Source organism: Pseudomonas sp. 65/3-MNA-CIBAN-0223 (genome assembly GCF_040310425.1).
Classification (GTDB): domain Bacteria; phylum Pseudomonadota; class Gammaproteobacteria; order Pseudomonadales; family Pseudomonadaceae; genus Aquipseudomonas; species Aquipseudomonas gregormendelii.
The window spans coordinates 251,397-275,090 of sequence record NZ_JBEOPV010000003.1; the positions used below are offsets into that span (position 1 = coordinate 251,397).

Annotated in this window: 19 protein-coding genes; 15 read left to right on the forward strand and 4 right to left on the reverse strand. The window is 61.4% G+C overall.

The genetic code is table 11. From position 1 onward, the window contains the following. The first annotated feature begins 63 nt into the window (after window positions 1-63). The 7 genes from AAEZ09_RS04495 to AAEZ09_RS04525 all read left to right on the forward strand — a co-directional run bounded on the left by AAEZ09_RS04495 (window position 64) and on the right by AAEZ09_RS04525 (window position 8,293). Window positions 64-1,407 carry an MFS transporter gene (locus AAEZ09_RS04495; protein WP_045060481.1) on the forward strand — a complete coding sequence of 448 codons (1,344 nt, stop codon included), beginning with the start codon at window positions 64-66 and terminating at the stop codon, window positions 1,405-1,407. Then, complete coding sequence (locus AAEZ09_RS04500; protein WP_350598297.1) at window positions 1,388-2,320, forward strand: 2-hydroxyacid dehydrogenase; 933 nt, start codon at window positions 1,388-1,390, stop codon at window positions 2,318-2,320. Before AAEZ09_RS04495 ends, AAEZ09_RS04500 begins: the two co-directional genes overlap by 20 nt. A gap of 217 nt (window positions 2,321-2,537) precedes the next feature. After that, window positions 2,538-2,735, forward strand: a complete 198-nt coding sequence (locus AAEZ09_RS04505; protein ID WP_205893695.1) for a hypothetical protein — start codon at window positions 2,538-2,540, stop codon at window positions 2,733-2,735. A gap of 561 nt (window positions 2,736-3,296) precedes the next feature. Next, the gene (locus AAEZ09_RS04510) at window positions 3,297-4,100 is read left to right on the forward strand and encodes an HpcH/HpaI aldolase family protein (RefSeq protein WP_045060484.1); all 804 of its coding nucleotides are present in this window, start codon (window positions 3,297-3,299) and stop codon (window positions 4,098-4,100) included. Window positions 4,101-4,230: 130 nt separating this feature from the next. Further along, window positions 4,231-4,989, forward strand: a complete 759-nt coding sequence (locus tag AAEZ09_RS04515) for a sulfite exporter TauE/SafE family protein (protein ID WP_045060506.1) — start codon at window positions 4,231-4,233, stop codon at window positions 4,987-4,989. A gap of 66 nt (window positions 4,990-5,055) precedes the next feature. After that, window positions 5,056-6,795: a 6-deoxy-6-sulfo-D-gluconate dehydratase gene (locus tag AAEZ09_RS04520; protein ID WP_045060485.1), complete on the forward strand. Its 1,740-nt coding sequence runs from the start codon at window positions 5,056-5,058 to the stop codon at window positions 6,793-6,795. A gap of 37 nt (window positions 6,796-6,832) precedes the next feature. Continuing rightward, window positions 6,833-8,293 carry a 3-sulfolactaldehyde dehydrogenase gene (locus AAEZ09_RS04525; protein ID WP_350598300.1) on the forward strand — a complete coding sequence of 487 codons (1,461 nt, stop codon included), beginning with the start codon at window positions 6,833-6,835 and terminating at the stop codon, window positions 8,291-8,293. 45 nt (window positions 8,294-8,338) lie between these two features. On the opposite strand, the gene AAEZ09_RS04530 is transcribed toward AAEZ09_RS04525, so the two are convergent. Further along, window positions 8,339-9,403, reverse strand: coding sequence for a LacI family DNA-binding transcriptional regulator (locus tag AAEZ09_RS04530; protein ID WP_350598301.1), 1,065 nt, complete (start codon window positions 9,401-9,403; stop codon window positions 8,339-8,341). A 229-nt stretch (window positions 9,404-9,632) separates the two neighbouring features. Here AAEZ09_RS04530 and AAEZ09_RS04535 point away from each other — a divergent pair, with 229 nt between their 5' ends. From AAEZ09_RS04535 to AAEZ09_RS04560, 6 genes are all read left to right on the forward strand, one after another. After that, window positions 9,633-11,390: a solute:sodium symporter family transporter gene (locus tag AAEZ09_RS04535; protein ID WP_045060488.1), complete on the forward strand. Its 1,758-nt coding sequence runs from the start codon at window positions 9,633-9,635 to the stop codon at window positions 11,388-11,390. Further along, on the forward strand, window positions 11,390-13,435 hold the full coding sequence (locus tag AAEZ09_RS04540; protein ID WP_350598304.1) for an alpha-glucosidase: 2,046 nt from the start codon (window positions 11,390-11,392) through the stop codon (window positions 13,433-13,435). The genes AAEZ09_RS04535 and AAEZ09_RS04540 overlap by 1 nt, the downstream gene beginning before the upstream one ends. 142 nt (window positions 13,436-13,577) lie before the next feature. Then, window positions 13,578-14,654 (forward strand): porin, encoded by a 1,077-nt coding sequence (locus tag AAEZ09_RS04545; protein WP_350598306.1) that lies wholly within the window; start codon window positions 13,578-13,580, stop codon window positions 14,652-14,654. Window positions 14,655-14,687: 33 nt separating this feature from the next. Next, window positions 14,688-15,587, forward strand: a complete 900-nt coding sequence (locus AAEZ09_RS04550; RefSeq protein ID WP_350598307.1) for an aldose 1-epimerase — start codon at window positions 14,688-14,690, stop codon at window positions 15,585-15,587. Continuing rightward, the gene (locus tag AAEZ09_RS04555) at window positions 15,584-16,459 is read left to right on the forward strand and encodes a 6-deoxy-6-sulfogluconolactonase (RefSeq protein ID WP_350598309.1); all 876 of its coding nucleotides are present in this window, start codon (window positions 15,584-15,586) and stop codon (window positions 16,457-16,459) included. The genes AAEZ09_RS04550 and AAEZ09_RS04555 overlap by 4 nt, the downstream gene beginning before the upstream one ends. A 28-nt stretch (window positions 16,460-16,487) precedes the next feature. After that, window positions 16,488-17,273: a sulfoquinovose 1-dehydrogenase gene (locus AAEZ09_RS04560; RefSeq protein WP_045060493.1), complete on the forward strand. Its 786-nt coding sequence runs from the start codon at window positions 16,488-16,490 to the stop codon at window positions 17,271-17,273. A 16-nt stretch (window positions 17,274-17,289) separates the two neighbouring features. On the opposite strand, the gene AAEZ09_RS04565 is transcribed toward AAEZ09_RS04560, so the two are convergent. Beyond that, entirely contained in the window at window positions 17,290-17,493 is a 204-nt protein-coding gene (locus tag AAEZ09_RS04565; RefSeq protein ID WP_350598311.1) for a hypothetical protein, read from the reverse strand. Between the two features lie 545 nt (window positions 17,494-18,038). Between AAEZ09_RS04565 and AAEZ09_RS04570 the strand changes: the two genes are divergently transcribed. Then, window positions 18,039-18,638 (forward strand): trypsin-like peptidase domain-containing protein, encoded by a 600-nt coding sequence (locus tag AAEZ09_RS04570; RefSeq protein ID WP_045060495.1) that lies wholly within the window; start codon window positions 18,039-18,041, stop codon window positions 18,636-18,638. Window positions 18,639-18,857: 219 nt separating this feature from the next. Here AAEZ09_RS04570 and AAEZ09_RS04575 read toward each other — a convergent pair whose 3' ends face one another. Together AAEZ09_RS04575 and AAEZ09_RS04580 are read right to left on the reverse strand one after the other, a co-directional pair. Further along, on the reverse strand, window positions 18,858-19,901 hold the full coding sequence (locus AAEZ09_RS04575) for an AraC family transcriptional regulator ligand-binding domain-containing protein (protein WP_350598313.1): 1,044 nt from the start codon (window positions 19,899-19,901) through the stop codon (window positions 18,858-18,860). 9 nt (window positions 19,902-19,910) lie between these two features. Further along, window positions 19,911-20,825, reverse strand: coding sequence for a GGDEF domain-containing protein (locus tag AAEZ09_RS04580; protein WP_350598316.1), 915 nt, complete (start codon window positions 20,823-20,825; stop codon window positions 19,911-19,913). Window positions 20,826-21,162: 337 nt separating this feature from the next. Here AAEZ09_RS04580 and AAEZ09_RS04585 point away from each other — a divergent pair, with 337 nt between their 5' ends. After that, window positions 21,163-23,691, forward strand: a complete 2,529-nt coding sequence (locus AAEZ09_RS04585; RefSeq protein WP_045060498.1) for a TonB-dependent receptor — start codon at window positions 21,163-21,165, stop codon at window positions 23,689-23,691. The last annotated feature ends 3 nt before the right edge of the window (window positions 23,692-23,694 follow it).

Consider the following 23,694-nt stretch of genomic DNA (forward strand, 5'->3'; position numbering starts at 1 on the left):
CACAACCCAGTGACCCGACGCCGTCCGGCCACCGAGAATAAAGACAATAAGAGGAATTCCCCCATGACTGGTCCTTCGCTGGACAGCCGTCTGCACGCCAGCACCATGAAGACGCTCAACCTGAAGCTGATTCCGTTCCTGATGTTGCTGTACATGGTGGCCTACATCGACAAGTCGAACATTTCGGTGGCGGCGTTGACGATGAATGCCGACCTCGGCCTCAGCCTGCGCATGTATGGCATCGGCGTGGGGTTGTTCTTCCTGACCTACATCCTGTTCGAAGTGCCGAGCAGCCTGATCCTGACCAAGGTCGGTGCGCGGCGCTGGATTGCGCGGATCATGATCACCTGGGGCATCATTGCCGCGGGCATGAGCCTGATCCAGAGCGCCAACCAGCTGTACGTGATGCGTCTGCTGCTGGGGGCCGCCGAAGCGGGTTTCACGCCCGGGATCATCTACTACCTCTCCCAGTGGTTCCCGCGCAGCGACCGAGCCAGGGCCATGTCGTGGTTCTACATTGGCGCTGCGCTGGCGTCGGTGATCGGTCTGCCGATGTCGGGTGCCTTGCTGAATCTGGATGGCCTGTTCGGCGTTAATGGCTGGCGCTGGTTGTTCCTGCTCGAAGGCATTCCGGCGATTGTGCTGGGCTACGTGGTGTTGCGCTACATGCCCGAAACGCCGGCCTCTACCCACTGGCTCGACAGCGCGCAGAAGGACTGGCTCAGCCGCACCATGCAGGCCGAGCAGGCAACGACGGTGATCTCGCACAAGGACGCCTGGCATGTGGCTTTTCGCAGTCGCCAGGTGTGGTTGCTCAGCCTGTTCTGGTTGCTGCAGGCGTTTGGCACCATCGGCGTCACGCTGTTCCTGCCACTGATTGTGCAGTCGGTATCGAAGCAGGGCTCGTTCGTGGTCAGCCTGCTGTCGGCGATGCCATTCTTCCTGGCGTGCGTGTTCATGTACCTGAACGGCCGTCACTCCGATCGCACCGGCGAGCGGGGCTGGCATTTGGGTGGGCCATTGTTGGCGGCCGGAGTGCTGCTGGCCCTGGCGGTGTTTACCGGCAACCAATGGCTGGCGTACGTGCTGCTGGTGGTGGCGGTGGGGCTGAACTGGGCGGCGACGCCGGTGTTCTGGGCGACCACCACCGAATACCTGTCCGGGCCGGCGGCTGCCGTATCGATTGCCTTGATCAACTCCATTGCCAACATTGCCGGCCTGGGCTTGCCGCCGGTGATGGGCTGGATCAAGGACGCCACCCATAGCTATGACTATGCCTTGTTGCTGGTGGCCGCCGCGCTGCTGGCGGGGGGGCTGTTAGGGCTCTATTTGGGCGGCGGCAAACGCAGCCGCAAGGTCACTACCGTTTCTGTTCCGGGAGGCATCGATGAAATCAACCGTGCTTAAAGTTGCGCGTCTGCCAGACATGCTCAGCGAGCGGCTGTATGCCGACTATGACGTGCTTGAGGGCAGTGAGAGCGGCGAGGAACTGGAGGCGCGAACGCTGCGTGGTATTCGCGCGCTGATCGCCAATGGCGAGTCGAGGGTGAGCGCCGGTTTGATCGAGTGCCTGCCGGATCTGCAAGTGATCGTGGTGTTTGGCGTTGGTTATGACGGCATCGACGTCGAAGCGGCCCGGGCCCGTGGCATTGCGGTCACGCATACGCCGGATGTGCTGACCGACGACGTCGCCGATTTTGCCATGACCTTGCTGCTTGGCACGGCGCGGCGCATTGCACGGGCGGACCGTTTTGTGCGCGAAGGGCGCTGGCAACAGGGGCCTTTTCCGTTCACTCGCAAGGTCAGTGGCAAGCGTCTGGGAATCGTTGGGCTGGGGCGCATCGGCAAGGCGATTGCGCAGCGCGCGGCGGCGTTCGACATGCAGATCAGCTACCACTCCCGGCGTCCGCTCGGAGTGGACTACCCGTATTACGCTTCGGTCACCGAACTGGCGGCGGCGGTGGATTTCCTGCTGGTTGCAGTGGGCGGTGGGGACTCGACTCATCACCTGGTCGATGCCGGTGTGCTCGATGCGTTGGGCAGCCAGGGCATCCTGATCAACGTGGGGCGCGGCAGTGTGGTCGATGAGGCGGCGCTGGCACAGGCGTTGGCTGAGGGGCGGCTGTTGGGGGCAGGGCTGGACGTATTCGAGGATGAACCGCGGCCGCATGCGCGGTTGCTGGATCTGGACAACGTGCTGCTGGCGCCGCACATGGCCAGTGCCACCTGGGATACGCGGCGGGCGATGTCGGACCTGACCTTGGCCAACCTCGCTGCGCATTTTGCCGGCGAGCCGTTGCCGACACCGGTGCCGGATTGACCCGCCGGGTCAGTCTTGCGGCAGGTTATTGAAGATTTTTTCCAGCGTGGCATTCAGTTTGGTGATCTGGGCTTCAGTGCCGGTCACCGCATATGTATAAGCCCACACTAGAAGACCACCACACAGCCCCGTTCGTCCATAACCGGGCACTTGCAACGATGTGCTCTCTCTCATATACAAGCGCGGAATTCCCGCGCATTGCGAACGGAGAGCCAACATGGAAATCGACGAGAATGCCCCAGGCAATATTTCCCAGAAGGGCGTGTCGGGCGGCACTGACAACGAGACAGGCCATGATCCTATAAGAAGTGGAATCGAGGTCCCGCTTCCAGCTGACGATGAGGCGTCTGTCGACGAAGAAATGACCGACGTGGATGCCGCCAATTCGGTATCCAGCGAGCACCCCAACCCTTGATGGGCAGTCCACCCAAAACGCCCAAGCCAGTGTCGTAATGCTGTTGTAGGAGCGAGCTTGCTCGCGAAAAACGTATAGACGCCGCGTTGTTGATGGTTTTCGCGAGCCAGGTCGCTCCTACAAAGGTCAGTCGCTGTATCGGGTTTTTTGTCGTCAGTTTGGCATCACCCATGCGCAAGAAGCAGCCTACTCAACAGTACACGTCCACAAATGATTCATCCGGTAAGGCGCTCGGGTAAACCTCACATCCGATACCAGAACGATCCCGCGCTGCTGCAGCGCGGCGGTCAGTTGTACGAGTGTCTCTGCTTCAATAGTCATCGCTGGCTCCTGGTCAGAAATTACGGCGTTACGTAATTCGTGACCCAGCGGTCAACCAGACAATTCATTTTTTTTATCCCTCGATCCCCACTAGAAGCACTCAATCAACAACCACAAGTAAAAATCGTAGCGCTGCGATTATTTCTGGAATATGCTTTCAGTCCTAATTTGCAGCGCTGCGATTTTGCTTTCAAGCACCGCCAGCAGCGCCGCCACCCCATCTGAAACCGGAGGCACGCCATGTCCGACGTACACTCAACCCAGACCTTTGCCAGCCGCTTGAACGGCCCCAGCGCTCCCATTGGCACCTGGCTGATGTCCGGGTCTGCAAGCACCGCCGAAGCCCTGGGTTACGCCGGTTTTGACTGGCTATTGGTCGACATGGAACACGTGCCCATCGAATTTCGCGATCTGTGGCAAATCCTCCAGGCCATCCACTGCGGGGGCGCCCAGCCGATTGTGCGGGTTGCTGCCAATGACCCGGTGCTGCTCAAGCGAGCACTGGACCTGGGTTCGTTCAACGTCATGGTGCCGTTCGTGGAGAACGCCGAGCAGGCGCAGGCGGCCGTTAACGCGGTGAAGTATCCCCCGTTGGGCAACCGCGGTTTTGCCGCCGTGCACCGTGCCAGCCGCTATGGCACCTGGGCCAACTACGGCAAGGAAGCCAACGACGCAGTGACTTGCATCCTGCAGATCGAAACGCCAACCGCGCTGGCGAACCTTGAAGAAATTGCCGCGATTGCCGGGGTCGATGCGCTGTTCCTTGGCCCGGGCGATCTGTCCGCAGCATGCGGTCACATCGGTAATCCGGGGCATCCAGAGGTTCAGGCAATGATCAGCGATGCGATCGTGCGCGCCAGCCGTATCGGCATGCCGATGGGGATAGTCGGCGGCACGCCTGAACTGGTTCAAAGTTATCTGGAGCAGGGGTATGCCTTCGCCGCAGTGGCTTCCGACCTGGCGATGATGATGAAGAAGGCCAACGAGTTCCTCACGGTCCTGAAGGCTCATCAGGCGCCCGTTGCGGTCACCACGCCGTATTAATTGACCTCAAGCCGGGCGGCTTCAGGAACCGGTGAAAATCACTCGCAGTCTGGCCCTCAGGAGTACTCATGGCAGTTGCAAATTCCCCGACCTGTCGGCCCCCTGGCCTGTTCGAGACAGCCTGTAAATGATGAGCGTCTGGTCACATGTGGGGTTTCTGCTCTGTGTGGCGCTGGCCACGTTTGCACAGAACACCACGGGTTTTGCCTTCGGCCTGTTGCTGTTGGGGCTGACCGGATTGTTGCAGCTGGCGCCGGTAGAAACCGTCGCCAATGTCAGCTCGATCCTGACGTTGATCAACGCCTTTGTGTTGCTGCGCCGTCGCCCGGCCCTGGCGCCGAAGCTGCTGGCGCTGATCCTCGGGTGCAGCCTGCTCGGCGTGGTTGCAGGGGTTGAATTGCTGGGCTTGTTGGGGGCGCATGAGCGGGATCTGCTGCAGTTGGCGCTGGGGGTGACGATCGTGCTGTGCAGCTTCCTGCTGGTGGTTCAGTCGCGCCACCTCGAGCGACTTTCCGGGTGGCTCAGTTTCAGCGGGTTCGCCGGGTTGTCCGGGATCATGGGCGGATTGTTCTCCAGCGCTGGTCCGCCCCTGGTGTATCAGCTGTATCGCCAGCCGCTGGCAGCGCACGTGGTGCGCGACACCTTGATCGTGGTGTTCGCGCTGAACGCCTTGTTGCGATTGGGCCTGCAGTCTTACGCCGGGCGCCTTGAGGCGAGTGCGGGTTACCTGGCTCTGGAAGCGGCGCCCGTGGTGTTCGCCCTGACCTGGTACATGCGCCGCCGGCCACCCGCGATCAAGGCACGAACGCTGCGCATCGGCGTCTTCGTCCTGTTGCTGTTGGCAGGGGTGAGCTTGGTCATGCGGCCGTTGCTGTCCATCCACTTTTAAACAATCACCGACACCGTCGAGACCCATCTGGGAGACGGCCTTTTAGAGTCAAGCGGAAGCCATTTCATGTCAGATAAACACAAAAAACTGGAAGAGCTACGCAGCCAGCGCTGGTTCGCTCCGGACACCATTCGCGCCTTTGCCCATCGCCAGCGCATGCAGCAGATCGGGCTGCGACGCGAGGAGTTCATGGGCAAGCCGGTGGTCGCCATCCTCAACACCTGGAGCGAGTTGTCACCCTGTCATTCGCACCTGCGCGAACGTGCCGAAGCGGTCAAGCGCGGCGTTTGGGCAGCAGGCGGATTTCCGGTGGAGCTGCCGGTGCAGTCGGTGGGCGAGGTGATGGTCAAGCCGACCACCATGTTGTATCGCAACCTGTTGGCCATGGAAACCGAAGAGCTGCTGCGCTCCCTGCCCATCGATGGTGCGGTGTTGCTCGGCGGCTGTGACAAGTCCACGCCCGGCTTGTTGATGGGTGCCCTGAGCATGGACCTGCCGATTCTCTATTGCCCTGCCGGGCCGATGTCAAACGGCCAATGGCGTGGAGTGAAGACCGGCGCGGGTACCCATACGAAGAAGTTCTGGGATGAGCGGCGCCTGGGGCTGATCGATACGGTGGCCTGGGAAGAACTGGAAGGCGCCATGACCCGCTCGATCGGCACCTGCAACACCGTGGGCACCGCGTCGACCATGACCAGCATCGCCGATGCCATCGGCTTCACCCTGCCGGGCGCGTCGAGCATTCCGGCGGCTGATGCGGGGCATCCGCGCATGGCTTCGCAGTGTGGCGAGACCATTGTCGATTTGATCTGGCGCGACCGTCGGCCTTCCACCTGGCTGACCCCTGCGCACTTCGCCAATGGCGTGGCGGTTTACATGGCCATGGGTGGCTCGACCAATGCGGCCATTCACCTGATTGCCATCGCCCGTCGTGCCGGGATCGACCTGACGCTGGAGCAATTAGCCGAGACTGCGGCCAAAATCCCCGTGCTGCTGAATCTGTTCCCGTCCGGCAATGCACTGATGGAGGACTACCACTTCGCCGGCGGCCTGCGGGCACTGATGCGCGAGATCACGCCGTTCCTGGCGCTCGATTGCGCCGGGGCCACCGGGCAAACGTGGGACGCGTTGCTGGCCGATGCCAAGTGCTACGACAACGATATTATCCGCAGCCTCGATAACCCGGTGGTGGGCCTTGACCAAGGCGCCACGCTGGCGCTGCTGCGCGGCAACCTGTGCCCCGATGGCGCGGTGATGAAGTCTTCTGCCGCCAGCCCTGCATTGCGCAAGCATTCCGGGCCGGCGCTGGTGTTCGACGACCATGAAACCCTGAGCCGAATGATCGACGATCCGGGGCTGCAAATCACCGCAGACACCGTGCTGGTGCTGCGCAATGCCGGGCCCGTCGGCGCGCCAGGCATGCCCGAGTGGGGCAATCTGCCAATCCCGAAAAAGCTGCTGGAAGCCGGGGTGCGCGACATGCTGCGCATTTCCGACTCACGCATGAGCGGCACTCACTACGGCAGCTGTGTGCTGCACGTCGCGCCGGAAGCGGCGGTGGGTGGGCCGCTGTGCCTGGTGCGCAGCGGCGACATTATCGACCTGGATATCGACGCCGGCACCCTGAACATGCGCGTCAGCGACGAAGAGCTGGCTCGCCGGCGTGCTGCGCACGTGCCGGTTCATCGCCAGTACGGCCGCTCTTTCGCGGCGCTGTATCAGCAGCACGTGACCCAGGCCAACGAAGGCTGCGACTTCGATTTCCTGCAAGCGGGGGAAGTCGTACCCGAGCCACCTATTCATTGATCCGACTTTTTCCGATCTGCACAGGAGTTCGAACCTCATGCTCAACCTCAAGGATTCTTCGCTGTTCAAACAGTTGGCTTATATCGACGGGCAATGGGTCGGTGCCGACAGCGGTGCGACTTTCGATGTCACCAACCCGGCCACTGGCGAGTTGATCGCCAGGGTGCCGCAAATGGGTGAGGCCGAAGCCGAGCGGGCCGTGATTGCTGCACACAAGGCATTCAAGCAGTGGAAGCGCAAGACCGCCAAGGAGCGCTCCGAGTTGCTGCAGGCCTGGTACAGCCTGATGCAGGACAACCTCGATGACCTCGCGCTGATCCTCACTGCCGAGCAGGGCAAGCCATTGGCCGAAGCCCGCGGCGAACTGGCCAACGGCACTTCGTTCGTGCAGTGGTTCGCCGAGGAAGCCAAGCGGGTCTACGGCGACACCGTCCCGCAGCCGTCGGCGGACAAGCGCATTCTGGTCACCAAGGAACCTATCGGCGTGACGGCAGCTATCACGCCGTGGAATTTCCCCCACGCGATGATCACCCGCAAGGTCGCGCCGGCGCTGGCCGCCGGTTGTGCCATGGTTCTGCGCCCGGCCAGCCAGACGCCGTTGTCGGCCCTGGCGCTCGCGGCGCTGGCGGAGCGTGCAGGTATTCCGGCCGGGGTATTCAGCGTCGTGACCGGTAGCGCGACTCAGATTGGCAGCGTGCTGACGCGGCATCCATTGGTGCGCAAATTCAGCTTTACCGGTTCGACTCCGGTGGGTCGCCTGTTGATCGGGCAATGCGCCGACACGGTGAAGAAAGTCTCCATGGAGTTGGGTGGCAATGCGCCGTTCATTGTGTTCGATGATGCCGATCTGGACGAGGCCGTCGAGGGCGCAATGCTGTCCAAGTTCCGTAATGCCGGGCAGACCTGCGTGTGCGCCAACCGAATCTACGTACAGGACAGCGTCTACGATCAATTCGCCGAAAAACTCGCCGCCGGCGCGCAAAAACTGGTATTGGGCAATGGCATGGAGCAGGGCGTCACCCAAGGACCGATGATCGACGAGGCCGCCGTGCGCAAGGTCGAAGAGCACATCGGCGATGCCTTGGAAAAAGGCGCCCGTTTGGTCACCGGCGGGCAGCGTGCGGCGTTGGGTGGCAGCTTCTTCGAACCCACCGTACTGACCGGTGTTACCGCTGCCATGAAGGTCGCCCAGGAAGAGACATTTGGGCCGTTGGCGCCGTTGTTCCGCTTCAGCACCGAAGAAGAGGTCATCGAGCGGGCCAACGACACCGAGTTTGGCTTGGCCAGCTACTTCTACACCCGCGACATCGGGCGGGTGATGCGCGTCAGTGAAGAGCTGGAGTACGGCATGGTCGGCGTCAACACGGCGGCCATCGCCAATGAGATGGCGCCGTTCGGTGGGGTCAAACAGTCCGGCCTGGGCCGCGAAGGATCGCGCTACGGCATCGAGGACTACCTGGAAATCAAATACGTGTGCCTGGGTGGCGTCAATCGCTGACAGCGCCAGGCTGCAAGCGATGCGGGCGGCTGTGTGCCGCCTGCATCAATCTGGCACTGCGCAGGTGCTCTCGCGCACGATCAGTTCGAACCCCAGGTCCACGGTTTCCGGCTCGGCGGGCAGGGTGCCGGTTTCGATCCACTGCAGCAGGCGAGTGGCGACCGTACGACCGATCTCCAGCGGGTACGGGCGCACGGTGGTCAGGCGCGGCGCGCTGAGCTTGCTCAGGGGCAGGTCGCCGAAACCGGCAATCGCCAGCTGGCCCGGTACATCGATGCCGCGACGACGGGCTTCGAACAGCGCGCCGATCGCCAGCACATCGTTGGAGCAGCACAAGCCCTGAGGCTGGTCTGCAGTCTTGGCCAACTGGTCGAACACCTGGGTCAACACCACCTCGGAAGTACTCTCCTCCAGTGCGATGATCGTCGCCGTGCAACCCTTTTTTTCCAGCCAGGCACGAAAGCCCTCGGCACGTTTTTGTGCGCGATGATCAAGGTGCATGCGCGAGCCGACATAGGTGAAGCGGCGCACGCCGGATTGGTACAGGTGCTCGGCGAGCGCCGCGCCGACATCCTCGTGGAAGAACCCGACCTGCAGATGAAACGGCTCGTCACCCAGTTCCCACATTTGCGCCACCGGGATGCCGGTGGCTTCGAGTAGCGACCGGGCGGCTTGATGCTGGTTACCGGTGAGCACCAATGCCGCAGGGGACCAGGATAAATGTGCTCGCAGCAGCTCCAGTTCTCGGTCGGGGTCGTAGTTGCTGTTGCTGATCATCAGCTGATAGCCCCGCGCTTCGAACACGTCCTGCATGGCTTGCAGGGTCTCCGAGAAAAACGCGTTGATCATCGAAGGCACTATGACCGCTACGGTGCGGCTGTGGGAAGCGGCCAGGGCGCCTGCCAGGCGATTGATGGTGTAGCCGGTCTCGGCGATGGCTTCGCGGATACGCTCGGCACGCTTGCTGGAGACAGCGTCAGGATCGCGCAGGAACAGTGAAACGGTACTGGGCGAGACGTTAGCCCGCTCGGCGACTTCGTCCATGGTTACGCGATTGCCTTTGCGACGGCCCGGATTGCCGTTGGCGATGGTTGCCGGTAAGTCGCTCATCTGTTTCCTCGGGTGCAAAAGTCCAAGAGAATGAAAGCAGGGCGCTTTCAAGTCAATCACGAGCATGCCAGCTCGGCAAAATTCGAATGCGAACAAAAATGCGCGTAAAACGAAGGAAAAATCGTAGCGCTACGATTTTGCTTGGTTTATGCTCGGCGCGTACCATTTAGCAGCGCTGCGATTTTATCCGAGCGTCTACCCAACCCGTGTTGGAGAACAACTATAAAAAATGAATACGTCCCTGTTCACCTTCCTTAGCATGCTGTTCTTTACCGGCCTGGTGGCCGCCATTTCCTGGTCCTTCACGCGCAAGGCCAAGGATGTCGGTGCCCACGGCTACTTCATGGCCAGCGGTGGGCTCAACGGTTGGTTTATCGCCGGCTCGATGATGCTCACCAACCTGTCCATCGACCAGTTGATCGGCCTCAACGGTGACTCCTATGCCCACAATCTGAGCTCGATGGCGTGGGAGGCCACTGCGGCGGTCTCGACCATCGCCCTGGCGTTGTTCTTTTTGCCGCGCTACATGCGTGGGGGCTTTTCGACGCTGCCGGAGTTCATTGAAAAGCGCTACGACGTCACCACCCGTCGCGTGGTCAGCGCGCTGATGGTGGCCACCTACACGCTGGTCTTGAACCCCGCGTCGCTGTACCTGGGGGCAATCACCTTCAACCAGATTTTCGACCTGCAAGGCATTCTCGGCTGGTCCTACCCGGCCACCATCTCGCTGCTGATCGTCAGCACCGGCGTGATTGGCGCGGCGTACGCGGTACTGGGCGGCCTGCGCGCGGTAGCGGTGTCGGACACCATCAACGGCATCGGCCTGCTGGTTGTGGTCATCCTGATCCCGATCATTGGCCTGTGGACCCTCGGCCAGGGCGATGTACTGTCCGGCGCGCAGACGATCATGCAGGACTCGCCCGAGAAGCTGAATGCCATCGGCGGCCCGCAGGACAAGGTGCCGTTTGGTGCGATTTTCACCGGGATGATTGTTGCCAACCTGTTTTACTGGTGCACCAACCAGGCGATCGTGCAGAAGAGCATGGCGGCGAAAAACCTCGCTGAAGGGCAGAAGGGCGTGCTGTTGTCCGGTTGCCTGAAACTGCTCGTGCCGCTGGCCATGCTGATGCCGGGTGTCATCGCCTGGCACCTGTTCCGCGATCAGCCGCTGTCGAACTCCGACATGGCCTATCCGGCGCTGGTGTCGGTGTTGATGCCCTGGTGGATGAAGGGGTTCTTCGTGGCCGTGATCTTCGGCACTGTGATGAGTCACTTCAACGCGATCATCAACGGCACGGCGACCTTGCTCACCTACGATTTCTACAAGCCGTTGCGACCCCTGGCCGATGATCAGGCACTGGTGCGCTTCGGCAAGCGCGTGAGCATCCTCGCTGCCCTGGTGTCGCTGGTCGTGGCGCCGATGCTGATGTATGCGCCGGAAGGCATCTACGCGGTGCTGCGCCGCTTCACCGGGTTTTTCAACATGCCGATCATTGCCATCATGCTGTTCGGGTTCTTCAATGCCCGCGGCGGCGCGTTCCCGGCCAAGCTGGTGCTGGGCCTGCACGCCTTGTGCTACGCGGTCTTCGTGCTGGGCCTGAAAATCGATGTGCGCCTGGGCATCAGTTTTATCCATGTGATGGGGATCATGTTCGCCATCGAGATGCTGATCCTGATCGCTTTGCGCAACCGCTACGCCCGGGCCGAGCCTTACGTGGTGCAGACCTCGAGCCGGATCATGGACCTGACGCCATGGCGCCATGCGGGCAGCTTCAGCATCGTGCTGCTGGCCGCACTGGTCTCGATCTACCTGACTTTTTCTCCGCTGGGAGTGGCCAGTGCGGCCGGGCCGAGCAGTTGGTTCGTGCCGTTGTTGGCGACGGTGTGGGTCGCGGCGCTGGCGGCCATCAGCGTGGTTCGCCGTCGCTGGCGCCAGCGCGAACCTGATGCCAAATCCTCCCTGCCAACCTGCGAGGTGCAATCCTGATGACGTCTTCAACTTCACTCGCCACTGCCGCTTTCGTCCAGACCGAGGGTGACATCCGCCTGGTGGTCGATGGCCGCGTGTTGTTCTGTCACAGCGAGCGCAACCCGGCGATCTTCGTCGGCCAGGGCGAGGCGGACATCAGCATGCAGCGCGGCAACTTCTCCATCCGTGACTATGTCCAGGAACGGCTGGCCTTGCGTCACGCCTGGCTTGACCAGGCCGCAGCGCGCCTGGATTTGCGCGCCTGGGTCGACGGCCCGGTGCTGCTCAGCCTGAGCCTGCAAGTGCAGGACAACGTGTTGCGCCTGGTGCCACAGAATGTTGACGCGGGCATCAACCGCCTGTGGTTGCGGGTACCGGCAGCAGCGGATGAGCATGTCTGGGGTTGCGGCGAGCAGATGTCGTATTTCGACCTGCGCGGGCGCAATTTTCCGCTCTGGACCTCGGAGCCCGGAGTCGGCAGGGACAAGTCGACCTGGCTGACCCTGCAAGCGGACAACGAAGCCAATGCCGGCGGCGACTACTACCACACCAACTATCCGCAGCCGACCTACATTTCCTCCCAGCGCTACTGCCTGCATGCGGTGACTACGGCCTACGCCGATTTCGATTTCCGCCACCAGCAATTCCATGAACTGCAGTTCTGGGCGGTGCCCGAGGCGTTCGAATTCCTCCTGGCCGATGACTTCGTGCAACTGGTCAGCCAGGTATCGAGCCATTTCGGTCGCCAGCCGCGCCTGCCTGAATGGGTGATGAAAGGGGCGATTCTGGGCTTGAAGAACGGCCGCGAACACGCCCAGGCGCGTCTCGACGATGCGCTTGACCAGGGCGTCGCGGTGAGCGCCTTGTGGTGCGAGGACTGGGAAGGCCTGCGCATCACCTCCTTTGGCAAACGCCTGTTCTGGGACTGGCAGTGGAACAGCACGCGCTACCCCGATCACGCCGCCTGGGTCGCCAGCCTTGCAGCACAGGACATCCGGTTCATGGGCTACGTGAACCCGTACCTGTGCAACGACGGTCCGTTGTTTCAGGAAGCGCAGCAAGCCGGTTACCTGGCCACCCGAGTCGAAGGCGGCACCTATCTGGTGGATTTCGGCGAGTTCCTGTGCGGCGTGGTCGACTTCACCTTGCCGGCAGCGGCGCAGTGGTTTGAAGAGCGAATCCTGCGGCGCGAGATGCTCGACAAGGGCTTGTCCGGCTGGATGGCCGACTTCGGCGAGTACCTGCCCATCGACCTGAAACTGGCCGGCGATGCCGACCCGATGCTCGAGCACAACGCCTGGCCGGTGCGCTGGGCCGAGGTCAACGCACGGGCCATTGCCAACGCGGGCAAGACCGGCGATGCGCTGTTCTTCATGCGGGCCGGCTACAGCGGCGTGCAACGTCATTGCCCATTGCTGTGGGCGGGGGACCAGTCAGTAGACTTCAGCCGCCATGACGGATTGCAGACGGTCATCTGTGGTGCGCTGTCCTCGGGTTTGCTCGGCAATGCCTATCACCACAGTGATATCGGCGGCTACACCAGCCTCTACGACAATTGCCGCACCGGCGAACTGTTCCAGCGCTGGGCCGAGATGGCGGCGTTCACTCCGGTGATGCGTACCCATGAAGGCAATCGCCCGGACCAGAACCTGCAGTTCTGGCAGGACGCCGACACCTACGCGCATTTCGCTCGCATGACCCGACTGTATGTCGGCCTGCGTCCGTACCTGCAAAGCCTGGTGGATGAAGCCGAGGCCAGCGGGTTGCCGCTGCAGCGTCCGCTGTTCCTGCACTACGAGCAGGATCCCGAGACCTATTCGATCCAGGATCAGTACCTGTACGGCAAAGACCTGCTTGTAGCGCCCGTGCACGCCGAAGGTCAGCGCGAGTGGACGGCCTATCTGCCTCGTGGCGATCAATGGCAGCACCTGTGGAGTGGCGAGCGATATGCCGGCGGCCAGCGCGTAACGGTTGCAGCGCCGCTGGGTCAGCCTCCGGTGTTCATCCGCGTCGGCAGTCGCTGGCAGGCGACCTTCGAAACCCTGGCGGACCTCGATCTGTGAGTTGAATCCTTTCTCGCTACGCAGCGCCTTGTGCGCCTCCTTCACGGGAGGCGTCGGGCCTCCCTGCGCCTTGAGATCGCCAATACCTGTACCCGAGTAAGCGAACTTGAATAATAAAAATTACGTTTTTGCTGCTTTTGCCATGACCTGCTCCCTCCTGGGAAATTCTGCCAATGCGGCCTCACCTTTGGTCTTCAAGGCCGGAAACCTGAGCATCAACCCTTACGGGATTCTTGATCTGTCGCTGCAGGGCGGCAAGTTCACCGACGATCACCCGGGCCATACGATGGTCTCGGACGGCAACCTGCAGGCGTCGCGAATTGGCCTGAAGATCGACTACGCACTGGGCAACAGCGGCTATGGCGTGCGGGCGTTCGGTGAGCGCGGCCTGGTGCTGCGCAACATCTGGCGCACCGGCTACAACGAGGGCAGGATCTCCACCAACCGTGGTTATGGTGCAGGGGTGACCGGGCCATTCGGTTCGGTCGACATGGGCAGCCTGTACATGCCGATCTACTGGGTGTTCCTTGATTCGGACGTGGCGATGTATGGCCTGTCCAACATGGCCTCGATCATGAGCCTGGAACACACCACGACCTTGGGCAAAAGTGGCACCGGCGGCTTTTATGACACTACCGTGCGCTACCGAACCCCGGAGGTCCATGGGTTTTCCAGCGAACTGGGGTATTCCTACGGTAACTCCAGTATTGAAAACGGTCCGGATCAGAACCGCACCAGCGGCTTCAACCTGCGCTATCGCGATGGTGATACAAGGCTGGGCTACGGCTTCAACCAGCACGATTCGGCTCCCTCGCTGACGACCGGTGAGTTGTACCGGCAAAACACCCACGTGCTCTCCGGCACCGTGCGGCTCGGTGGAGTGCTGTGGGGCGCGAACTACGTCTACTCCGAACGCGATACCGACGTACGCTGGTTCGCCTCTGCGCAGATGGTCAACGCCCGCATCACTTTCGGCCCCGGTGACATCACGCTTGGCGTCTCGCACCGCATCGAAGCCGAGGGCGCACGGGCCTGGGCCACTCACGCGGGCTACCTGTATTCGCTTAATACCAATACCCAGCTCTACACCTACGTGTCTCACATCGAGAATAATGCCGACTCCGGGCAGGGGTTTGCGCTGTTGAGTGAAAGCTACCCGAGCGTGCCCAAGGGGTACGACCCGTGGGCCATGACAGCCGGTATCCGTTGGGGATTCTGAGCATTGATGAACAGTTGGAACAAGGCGCCACCCATGAACATTCTTGGTCTGCACAGCGGCGATCTGCAGCTCGACGTACTGCCACAACTGGGCGGTTCCCTGGCCGGTCTGCGGCACCGGGATTTTGCGCTGTTGCGGCCGTGGGATTGCACCCCCAACGTTCGCCGCTCAGCGTGCTATCCGCTGGTGCCCTATTCGAACCGCATCGCAGAAGGGCGCTTCCAGTGTGGCGGGCACGAATATCAATTGCCACGCAATTTCGGCGAGCATGCTCATCCGCTGCATGGCGTGGGATGGCAGCGTGAGTGGCAGGTGGTTGATTGCACCAGCCGTGAATGCCACCTGCGTCTGTCCCATGATCCTGCCGGGGAGGGCGGCGAGGATTGGCCATTTGCGTTTGAGGTCGATCAATATGTCAGCCTTGATGAGCAGGGGGTTTCCCTGTCGATGACGTTGCGTAATGCCAGTCAGCAGCCAATGCCGGCCGGTTTGGGTTGGCATCCGTATTTCCCCCGACACCAGGGGGTCGAGCTGTCATTTGCCGCATCGGCGGTATGGCTCAACGGTAGCGACTCGTTGCCCCAGGAGCGCCTGCCGGTGCCGCCACAGTGGGACTTTGCCCGGCGTCGGGCGGTGGGTCACGTCGCCCTGGACAACTGTTTCGAAGGCTGGCATCGCCAGGCTTCAGTGTATTGGCCGCACGCTGGGGTCGGCGTCGAGATCACAGCGCAGGAAGGGCTGGATCACCTGGTGGTTTTTACGCCACCGGCACCCCAGGATTTCATTGCGGTCGAACCGGTCAGTCACTTGAACAACGCCATCAACCTGCCTGCGCCCCAAGCCCACGGCATCGTTTTATTGGGCCCCGGGCAGGACATGACGCGCACCCTGCGCATGAGCATCAGGCTGGATGGATCAGGAGCAATCGTATGAGTTACACCGTCAAATGCGTGGTCGATCAAGTCAGTGAACTGGGCGAATGCCCGGTGTGGTCGGTCCGGGAGCAGGTGCTGTATTGGGCCGATATTCTCGCCGGCCAATTGCATCGGCTGGACCCGCAAACCGGGGGAGTGACCAGCCTGACGCTGGGCGAGCACCTGGGCTGTTTCGGCCTGCGTCGCCAAGGCGGCTTCATCGTCGCCCTGCGCACTGGCATCTACTTGCTGGGCGAGGACGGAACACTGGGCCGCAAGCTTGCGGACAACCCCTGCGGTCCAGGGGACAGTCGTTTCAACGATGGTCGAGTCGATCCTTGGGGGCGTTTCTGGGCCGGGACGATCTGGCAACCCCGGGACCGCAATGGCGCCGTCCTGATGCGCGTTGATGAGCACATGAATGTGCAAGTCATGGCGCACGACGTCATGGTGTCCAATGGCCTGGCCTTCAGTCCTGATCGGGCCTGGATGTACCACAGCGACACACCCAATCATGTGCTGTATCGCTACCCCCTTGATGGCCAGGGCCAGCCGGGGCCCCGGCAGACTGTTCGCACCTTCGAGCGCGGCCCGGGTGGGCGTCCGGACGGCGCCGCGTTCGACAGTGACGGGTGCTACTGGAGTGCGCAGTTCGACGGCGGCCGCATCCTGCGATTGGCACCGGATGGCACCCAACTCGACGAAATTCGTGTCCCCACGCGATGGCCGACCATGGTTGCTTTTGGCGGCCCGGACCTGCGCACGCTGTACATCACCAGTTCCCGGGAAAACCGCAGTGCCGAGGAGCTGGCGACCTGGCCGCTGTCAGGTTGCCTGTTTTCGGTAGAGGTCGATGTGGCCGGTTGCCCCGAGCCTTTGTTTGCCGGTTGAGTTTCCCTATTTTTGCAAGGATTGAATCATGAGCCAGCATACCCAAACGCGTTACCCGTCCCTGACCGGCAAAGTCATCCTGATCAGTGGCGGCGCCTCAGGCATTGGCGCGGCATTTGTCGAAGCGTTTCACCAGCAGGGCGCCCGCGTCGCTTTCCTGGATCTGGACCAGGCTGGTGGCCAGGCACTCGCTGCTGCGCTGGGCCAGGACCGGGTGAAGTTCCTGCCCTGCAACGTGCGCGATATCCCGGCGTTGCAGGCCGCCATCGCGGCAGTCGAAGCGCAATGGGGGGCGGTGGATGTGTTGATCAATAACGCTGCCCGCGACGATCGCCATCCCATGCAGGACGTCGACGTCGACTACTGGGATGAACGTATGCAAACCAACCTGCGCCACGCTTTTTTCGCCGCCCAGGCGGTCGCCCCGGGAATGACCCGGCGCGGAAGCGGGGTGATCATCAACATGGGCTCGATTTCGTGGATGAGGGGCCGTCCCGGCATGGTCTGCTATACCACTGCCAAGGCTGCAATCAATGGTATGACCCGCACCCTGGCGCGGGAACTGGGTGACAGTGGCATTCGTGTCAACAGTCTGGTGCCGGGTGCGATTCGCACTGCCCGCCAGGATGCCATGTGGGCCAGCGATCCGGCGGGACTGGAATTGGCCAGTCAGAATTTCATCGATCAGCAAATGCTCAAGTTCCGCCTCGACGCCAGCGATTGCGCACGCATGGCGCTGTTTCTGGCGTCTGATGACAGCCGCGGCTGCACGGGACAAAACTTCGTGGTGGACGCGGGGTTGTCGATTCAGTAAAAGCGGCGGATATCCGTCACATTCCGTAACCGGCAGCTTGACCGGCCTGGTTATCCTGCGCGCCCGCAATCAGGTGCAGCGGCATGTGCTGCACCTCAAGGGTGGTGACTTCAAACCCGCCCACCACCTGAGCCTCTCGCTCCACCAGGGCGATGATCTCCGCTTCCTTTGCCTTAGCCATTCTCGCGTGGTTCGCTGCGATTTCATTGAGAGTTGACACGATACGTCTCCCGGTGACTGACCAAGCGTAGTGCTGGCGTCCTTGTTCGTTGATAAATTGCCGTCGCGTCATAAATCCGTTGTTCTGGGGCAGCTATCGGCGTCCATTGCAATCCTTGAGCCAGTCGGGGCCGGGAAATCAGGAGAGGATCATCGACCGGATGATCGGTACTCGCGCTCGCGTCTCCGTGACAATTTTGAGCTTAGGCCAGATTGTGAAACACCCTGTGAATTTTGTAAAACGGCGTCATAGAAAAAACCGTGGAAGTGATTTTTATATGGCGTTATTTAGGCGCCAATAATCAGTCTTAGTGTATGTAACCAAAAGCAATTGGAATTAGCACAATTCATTTGCTCACGTTTAAAGAACATCGGCCATAAATAACAAAGTACCGGTGCAGAGCCTTTGGCAAGGATCACTACAACTAAAAAAATAAAAATTGACGACAAAAAACAGTCTCGTCCTCCCTATTAAGTCGGTGACTCATCATGATCAAGATCATGGCCTGCTTTTTAATAGGAGCTGTACTCGCAGGATGCAACGGCATGGTGAAACCCGATTTTTCGGGGCCCGCCAACGACTCATACTTCACCGTTTTTTCAGGCTTTCCTCTTCCCTATATGTATATGGCTTCGGCTGTGCAATGGAACGAGGAGTACGCCGTGACGACGCGTCACACTCCGCTGATCCCCAATGTGCAATACAGCTGCAGTACCGGCTGCGACTTGGTGTTCATCCGTCACAAAGCCAACGGCCGCTATCCCGCCTGGCGTGCGCCACGGGTAGGCGAGGCCATCACCGCCGTGGGCTCCAGCCCCTACATGGCCACCGCGACCGGCAAGGGCAAGGTGTATCAGGCGCCATTTATCAATACCGATGAGAACAGCGGCGATCTGTACGCCATCCACGATGCACCGTTGGTCAAGGGCATGTCCGGTGGGCCGGTCATCGGCAACGATGGCAACATTGTCGGTATCAACATGGGCTTTTATTCCACGACGTTACACGATGTCAGTGCCCATCCCGGAGTGAAAGGCGCCGAGCGCATCAGTGTGTTTATTCCGTATTCGATCATTCAGCGCGAATGGCTGTTATTACAGGCTAAACTTGAAACGCCGCGCGGTACCCGGTTAGCAGCCAAGTAACCAATTGCAGGCCCGGTCAATAGGGCGGGCCTGCACTTCGGCAGTCTAAAGATCTTTCTTGAATTCCTTGTCCAGGTGTTTGTCGCCCTTGGCCGCTCTTTGTCGAGGTGGGTAGCTTCGTTATCTATTTCTTCGTCAGCGTGCTTATCGGCTTTATCCATTTCGTCGGCATCATGATCAATGCCTTTGTCTATCTCACGATGGTCATGGCGGACGCGGCTAGCCCATGCCGGAACCGAACAACTGACGAATCAATTTAGGCGTGCTACCGGTCCAGCGCTTGAAAGAGCGCCGGAAATTTGCCGCATCGTTGAAACTCAGGTACTCGGCCACTTCTTCGTTGCTGAAGCCTTTGATTTGATACAGGTACAGCGCCACGTGCTTGCGCACCAGATCCACCTGTTGCTGGAACCCGGTGTGGTGTTTTTGCAGTTTGCGTTTGAGTGTCGCGGGGCTCACGGCAAAGGCGTGCGCGGCCTGTTCAAGGCTTGGGGCCTCGCGCACGTGGGCCTGCAGGTAGCGGTAGACGCAGTCGACAAAACTTGCAGTGAAACCCAGCTGATCGATTTGCCCCTGGGCTTCCTGCCGGGCGACCTGGCCGACCGTTGCCGAGCAGTTGGGCCAGGGCCGGACGAGGTACTCGCGGGGGATGCGCATCAGGTCCAGGGGACGTTTGAACTGCGTGTCTTCGCCCAGGTGCACCCAATACTGCTCGACGTAACGCGGCTCGGCGTGGCTGAAACTGCACTCCCACGGCAGGCGCTGGCCACTCTGGGAGCGGCTCATGGCGACGATCGACGTCATGCTCGCCTCCAGCAGGAAGCGCCACTGCTCGCCGGCGCCGCAGCTGTCCAGCCAGTAGAAATAGGCGTGCTTGTCGTCCATTACCAGGCGTGGTGCGGCCAGCGGGCTGAGCAACGCTTGTTGCTGCACCAGCGTATCGAGTGCCTGGTGCAGATTTTGTGCATGGCGCAGGGCGTGGCTGGCAGGGCCGTAGTGCCCGGGCAGCAGGCGCTGGCCGAACAGAAAGCTGCTGTCGTCGGCATCGAGCAGGCGCCGGCTGTTGTCGATCAGGGCCAGGAATTGCTGCGGGCTCAGGCGCGTCTGTCCGGCCAGGATGTCGTCGTGGAACAGCCCGGTGCCGCGCAGCAGGCGATGGCTGTCGATGTCCCGGGACAGCGCCAGGTCGATCAGGGTTGCCGGCTGGTAATGCCCGGGAATGAAACGGCTGTCGCTTTCGTACCAGGTATTTTTAACGGTCATCGCCGCGCCTCAGGCTGTTTTTGCCAGGGGCTGCTTGGCGCGCGCCAGTGCCAGGTTCAGGCGTTTGAGCAAAACGTCAGGTGCCTCATCCATGGCCATCACCACGGCGGTGCTGGCGGACAGTTGCAAGCGCTCGCCATGCTGATGGGTTTTGTGGGCCAGGCCATGCACCGCCTGTTGCAGTTCCAGGGCTAACAGCCGCGCCTGGCTTTCCCCGGTGTTGGGCAACACCACCACGAAACGGTCGCCAGCCAACCGGCACAGCAGGTCCTGGCGGCGCAGGTTGAGCAGCAATAAATGGCTGATGGCTTGCAACACCGCATCGCCTTCGGCATGCCCGAACGCCTGATTGATCGCGGTGAAGTTGTCCAGGTCCACGGCCATCAGCGACAGCGGCTGCTCCTGGGCAAAACTCTGCGCCAGGCTGGCAGTCAATTGACGCTTGAGATAATCGGCACCCCCCAGTGGCGTCAGCTTGTCGAACAGACGGTGTTCGCGGAACAGCTTCTCGCGCTTCTCCATTTGCGCGCTGATCGCCAGCTGCTCGCGATGCCAGTGATAGATGCCGATGGTCAGCAGAATCATCCCGACCGGCATCGGCCCGGATTCCAGCCAGTGATCCCAGGTAATGCTGTCGGGCAGGCGAATGAACTCGTCGAGGCTGTCGATCCACCAGGAGAAAAAGATGCAGCTCAGGCCCAGGGCCAGGTAGTTGGTCACGCGGCCAGCGGGGCGACTCTTGAGCACCAGCCCCAGCCAGACCAGCGCCAGTAGCGCCGAGCCGCCTTCGCCGATGATGTCCAGCCACACCCACTCGCTGACGCTTTTCAGTTCGCCGCAGGCCAGGTGCAGGAGCAACCCGAGATTGGCCGCCACCAGGAGCAGGACGAGTTTCCAGCGATGGGGTTTGAGCACAGAGAACATGGCCGCGATCCTTTGGCGAGTGACAGTGCGCGTCAGCACAGCAGATGTTTGTGACAGGCGGGTGACGGGGGCGGGGGGTCGAATCAGCTCAGTGATGCCGCCACATTTTTATCTGATCAAGAGTCCCTGTGGCGAGGCAGTTTGTGTTGCCACAGAAGTTGCGTCAGGCGCGGCAGGTCATTTCAGCTCATTTGCGCCCGCCGATTCGCGCAAAAGCGCGTTTTGAAGCCTTCCCTGCCACCCCCTGTCACAGAACCGTCATCACGCAACCCTAGCTTGCCCTCCCAGTTGCCGGGCCACTTGCCCGGCGTCAACGGACTCTTGGGGGAGGACATTCATGTACAAGCGCAGCAGCACAGCCGGGTTTGTCGGTTTCACGCTTACCGCTCTGGCCATGGCGATCGCCAGCGAACGGCTGAGTGCCGCCGAATCGGCGACCACCACCGAGCACGTGCAGGTCGTGGGGCAGGCCGCGAGCATCGACCAGGCGCTCAAGGAACAGCGCAGCGCCGACAGCATCAAGAGCGTGGTGCACGCCGACGGCATGGCTCAGCTGCCCGACGAAAACGTCGCTGAAGCGGTGCAGCGCCTGCCCGGGGTCAGCGTCGAGCGCGACCAGGGCGAAGGCCGCTTTGTCAGCGTGCGCGGCCTGGGCCCCGACCTCAACAGCGTGACCATCAACGGCACGCTGGTGCCCTCGCCGGAAAGTGAGCGTCGCGCCGTAGCCCTGGACGTGTTGCCCTCCGAGCTGGTGCAGTCGCTGTCGGTGATCAAGACCCTGACCCCGGACATGGACGCCAACTCCCTGGGCGGCACGGTCGATGTGCAAAGCCTCTCGGCCTTCGATCACAAGGGGCTGTTCTATACCGGCAGCACTGAAGCGAGCTACGACAAGAACACCCACCAGACCAGCCCGAAATTTTCCGGCGCCGCCAGTAACCGGTTCAGCCTCGGTGACGGCATCGACAACTTCGGCGTCGCCGCAGCATTGAGCTGGCAGAAGCGCGATTTCGGTTCGGACAACGTCGAAACCGGCGGCGCCTGGGACTTCGAGCAAGGCGCCCGGCTGCAGGAGTTCGAGCAGCGGGACTACGACATCAGTCGAGAACGGGCAGGCGGTGGACTCAACTTCGATTACAAGCCTGACGACCTCAGCAGCTATTACCTGCGCACGCTCTACAGCCGCTACAAGGACAGCGAGACGCGCAACTCCACGGCGTTCGAATTTGCCGACCCGTTGGCCGCCGCAGAGACCGGCGATGCCGAGGGCTCACGCAAGCTCAAGCAGCGCGAAGAGACCCAGGAAATCCAGTCCTACGTGCTCGGCGGCGAGCGCCTGTTCGGCCTTTGGACCCTGAGCGGGCAGGCCGGCTACAGCCGTTCCAGCGAAGACAGCCCGGGGCACATTGCCAACGCTGCCTTCGATGGCACCGATGATTTTGCCGACAGTGGGTTCTACGACAACGACAAGCCACGTCCGATCATCGGCCAGGGCTTCTACGACCCGGGCAATTTCAGCCTCGACAAGGTTGATTGGGAGAAGCAGCGCACCACCGATACCGAAAAGAATCTGCGCCTGGACCTGGCCCGGGATTATGACTTCAAGGGCTACGCCTCGCAGGTCAAGTTCGGCGGCAAGGTCAGTCGCCGCAACAAGGACAATGATCTCGACGCCTGGGTCTATGAAGACTTCGATGAGCTGGGTTTCAACGACCAGCAGCTCAACCTGGCGCAGTTCCAGAAAGGCACCGTGGACTACCGCCTGGGCCAGTTCGGGCCGGGCATCAGCCCCAGTGCGATCAAGAACCTGATCGGCGGCCTCGATCGCGACGATTTCTACGACGAGACCGAGTCGCGGGTCAACGACTTCAAAATCAGCGAAGACATCAACGCCGGCTACCTGATGAATACCATCGACATCGACGACTGGCGTTTCATCGCCGGCATGCGCTACGAAGGCACCGAGTTCGAAGCCAAGGGCACCGGCGCCACCGATGGTGAGTTTCAGGCGACCGACACCAGGCGTCGTTATCACCACTGGCTGCCGGGGCTGCATGCGCGTTATCAGCTGGACAAGAACACTCAGGTCCGCGCGGCCTGGACCAAGTCTGTTGTACGCCCGACCTTCGGCCAGCTGGCCCCGGGGTTTGTCATCGACGATGACGAGGCTACCTTCGGCAACCCGGACCTCAAGCCCTTGGAGTCGAGCAACCTCGACCTGGGCATCGAGCACTTCATGGGCCGCGCCGGTACCGTCTCGGCGTTCGTGTTCTACAAGGACATCCAGAACTTCGTCTACAACACCGACCTTGCCGGTACCGGTGCGTGGGTCGATTTCGCCGAGGCGCACACGTTCGCCAATGGCGACAGCGCCAAACTCTATGGCCTGGAATTGGCCTACTCGCAGAAATTCGATTGGCTGCCTGCGCCATGGAACGGCCTGCTGATCGGTGCCAACACCACCTTCAGCCGCTCCGACGCCGAGATCAAGGGCTTTGATGCCGCCACCGGCACTAACAGCAAGCGCAGCATCGACCTGCCCAGCCAGTCGGACACCGTCGGCAACCTGATGGTTGGCTGGGAGGACGACAAGCTGAGCTTGCGCCTGTCTGCCAACTACAAGTCCGATTACCTCTACGAACTGGCGTCCATCAACGACAAGGCCCACGACCTGCACGTCGACGCCCAGACCTTCGTCGATTTCAGCGCGCGCTATTCGCTGACCAAGGACCTGCAAGTGAGCTTCGAGGCGCAGAACCTCACGGACGAGTCGTACTTCGTCTACACCGGGCAGCGCGCCTACAACGGCCAGTACGAAGAGTACGGCCCGACCTTCAAGCTCGGCCTGACCTTCACCCACTTCTAAGCC

What these genes read in the sequence shown, in the direction of transcription:
- AAEZ09_RS04495 (WP_045060481.1), top strand. Translation starts at nt 64, where the DNA reads ATGACTGGTCCTTCGCTGGACAGCCGTCTGCACGCCAGCACCATGAAG.
- AAEZ09_RS04500 (WP_350598297.1), top strand. Translation starts at nt 1,388, where the DNA reads ATGAAATCAACCGTGCTTAAAGTTGCGCGTCTGCCAGACATGCTCAGC.
- AAEZ09_RS04505 (WP_205893695.1), top strand. Translation starts at nt 2,538, where the DNA reads ATGGAAATCGACGAGAATGCCCCAGGCAATATTTCCCAGAAGGGCGTG.
- AAEZ09_RS04510 (WP_045060484.1), top strand. Translation starts at nt 3,297, where the DNA reads ATGTCCGACGTACACTCAACCCAGACCTTTGCCAGCCGCTTGAACGGC.
- AAEZ09_RS04515 (WP_045060506.1), top strand. Translation starts at nt 4,231, where the DNA reads ATGAGCGTCTGGTCACATGTGGGGTTTCTGCTCTGTGTGGCGCTGGCC.
- AAEZ09_RS04520 (WP_045060485.1), top strand. Translation starts at nt 5,056, where the DNA reads ATGTCAGATAAACACAAAAAACTGGAAGAGCTACGCAGCCAGCGCTGG.
- AAEZ09_RS04525 (WP_350598300.1), top strand. Translation starts at nt 6,833, where the DNA reads ATGCTCAACCTCAAGGATTCTTCGCTGTTCAAACAGTTGGCTTATATC.
- AAEZ09_RS04530 (WP_350598301.1), bottom strand. Translation starts at nt 9,403, where the DNA reads ATGAGCGACTTACCGGCAACCATCGCCAACGGCAATCCGGGCCGTCGC.
- AAEZ09_RS04535 (WP_045060488.1), top strand. Translation starts at nt 9,633, where the DNA reads ATGAATACGTCCCTGTTCACCTTCCTTAGCATGCTGTTCTTTACCGGC.
- AAEZ09_RS04540 (WP_350598304.1), top strand. Translation starts at nt 11,390, where the DNA reads ATGACGTCTTCAACTTCACTCGCCACTGCCGCTTTCGTCCAGACCGAG.
- AAEZ09_RS04545 (WP_350598306.1), top strand. Translation starts at nt 13,578, where the DNA reads ATGACCTGCTCCCTCCTGGGAAATTCTGCCAATGCGGCCTCACCTTTG.
- AAEZ09_RS04550 (WP_350598307.1), top strand. Translation starts at nt 14,688, where the DNA reads ATGAACATTCTTGGTCTGCACAGCGGCGATCTGCAGCTCGACGTACTG.
- AAEZ09_RS04555 (WP_350598309.1), top strand. Translation starts at nt 15,584, where the DNA reads ATGAGTTACACCGTCAAATGCGTGGTCGATCAAGTCAGTGAACTGGGC.
- AAEZ09_RS04560 (WP_045060493.1), top strand. Translation starts at nt 16,488, where the DNA reads ATGAGCCAGCATACCCAAACGCGTTACCCGTCCCTGACCGGCAAAGTC.
- AAEZ09_RS04570 (WP_045060495.1), top strand. Translation starts at nt 18,039, where the DNA reads ATGGTGAAACCCGATTTTTCGGGGCCCGCCAACGACTCATACTTCACC.
- AAEZ09_RS04575 (WP_350598313.1), bottom strand. Translation starts at nt 19,901, where the DNA reads ATGACCGTTAAAAATACCTGGTACGAAAGCGACAGCCGTTTCATTCCC.
- AAEZ09_RS04580 (WP_350598316.1), bottom strand. Translation starts at nt 20,825, where the DNA reads ATGTTCTCTGTGCTCAAACCCCATCGCTGGAAACTCGTCCTGCTCCTG.
- AAEZ09_RS04585 (WP_045060498.1), top strand. Translation starts at nt 21,163, where the DNA reads ATGTACAAGCGCAGCAGCACAGCCGGGTTTGTCGGTTTCACGCTTACC.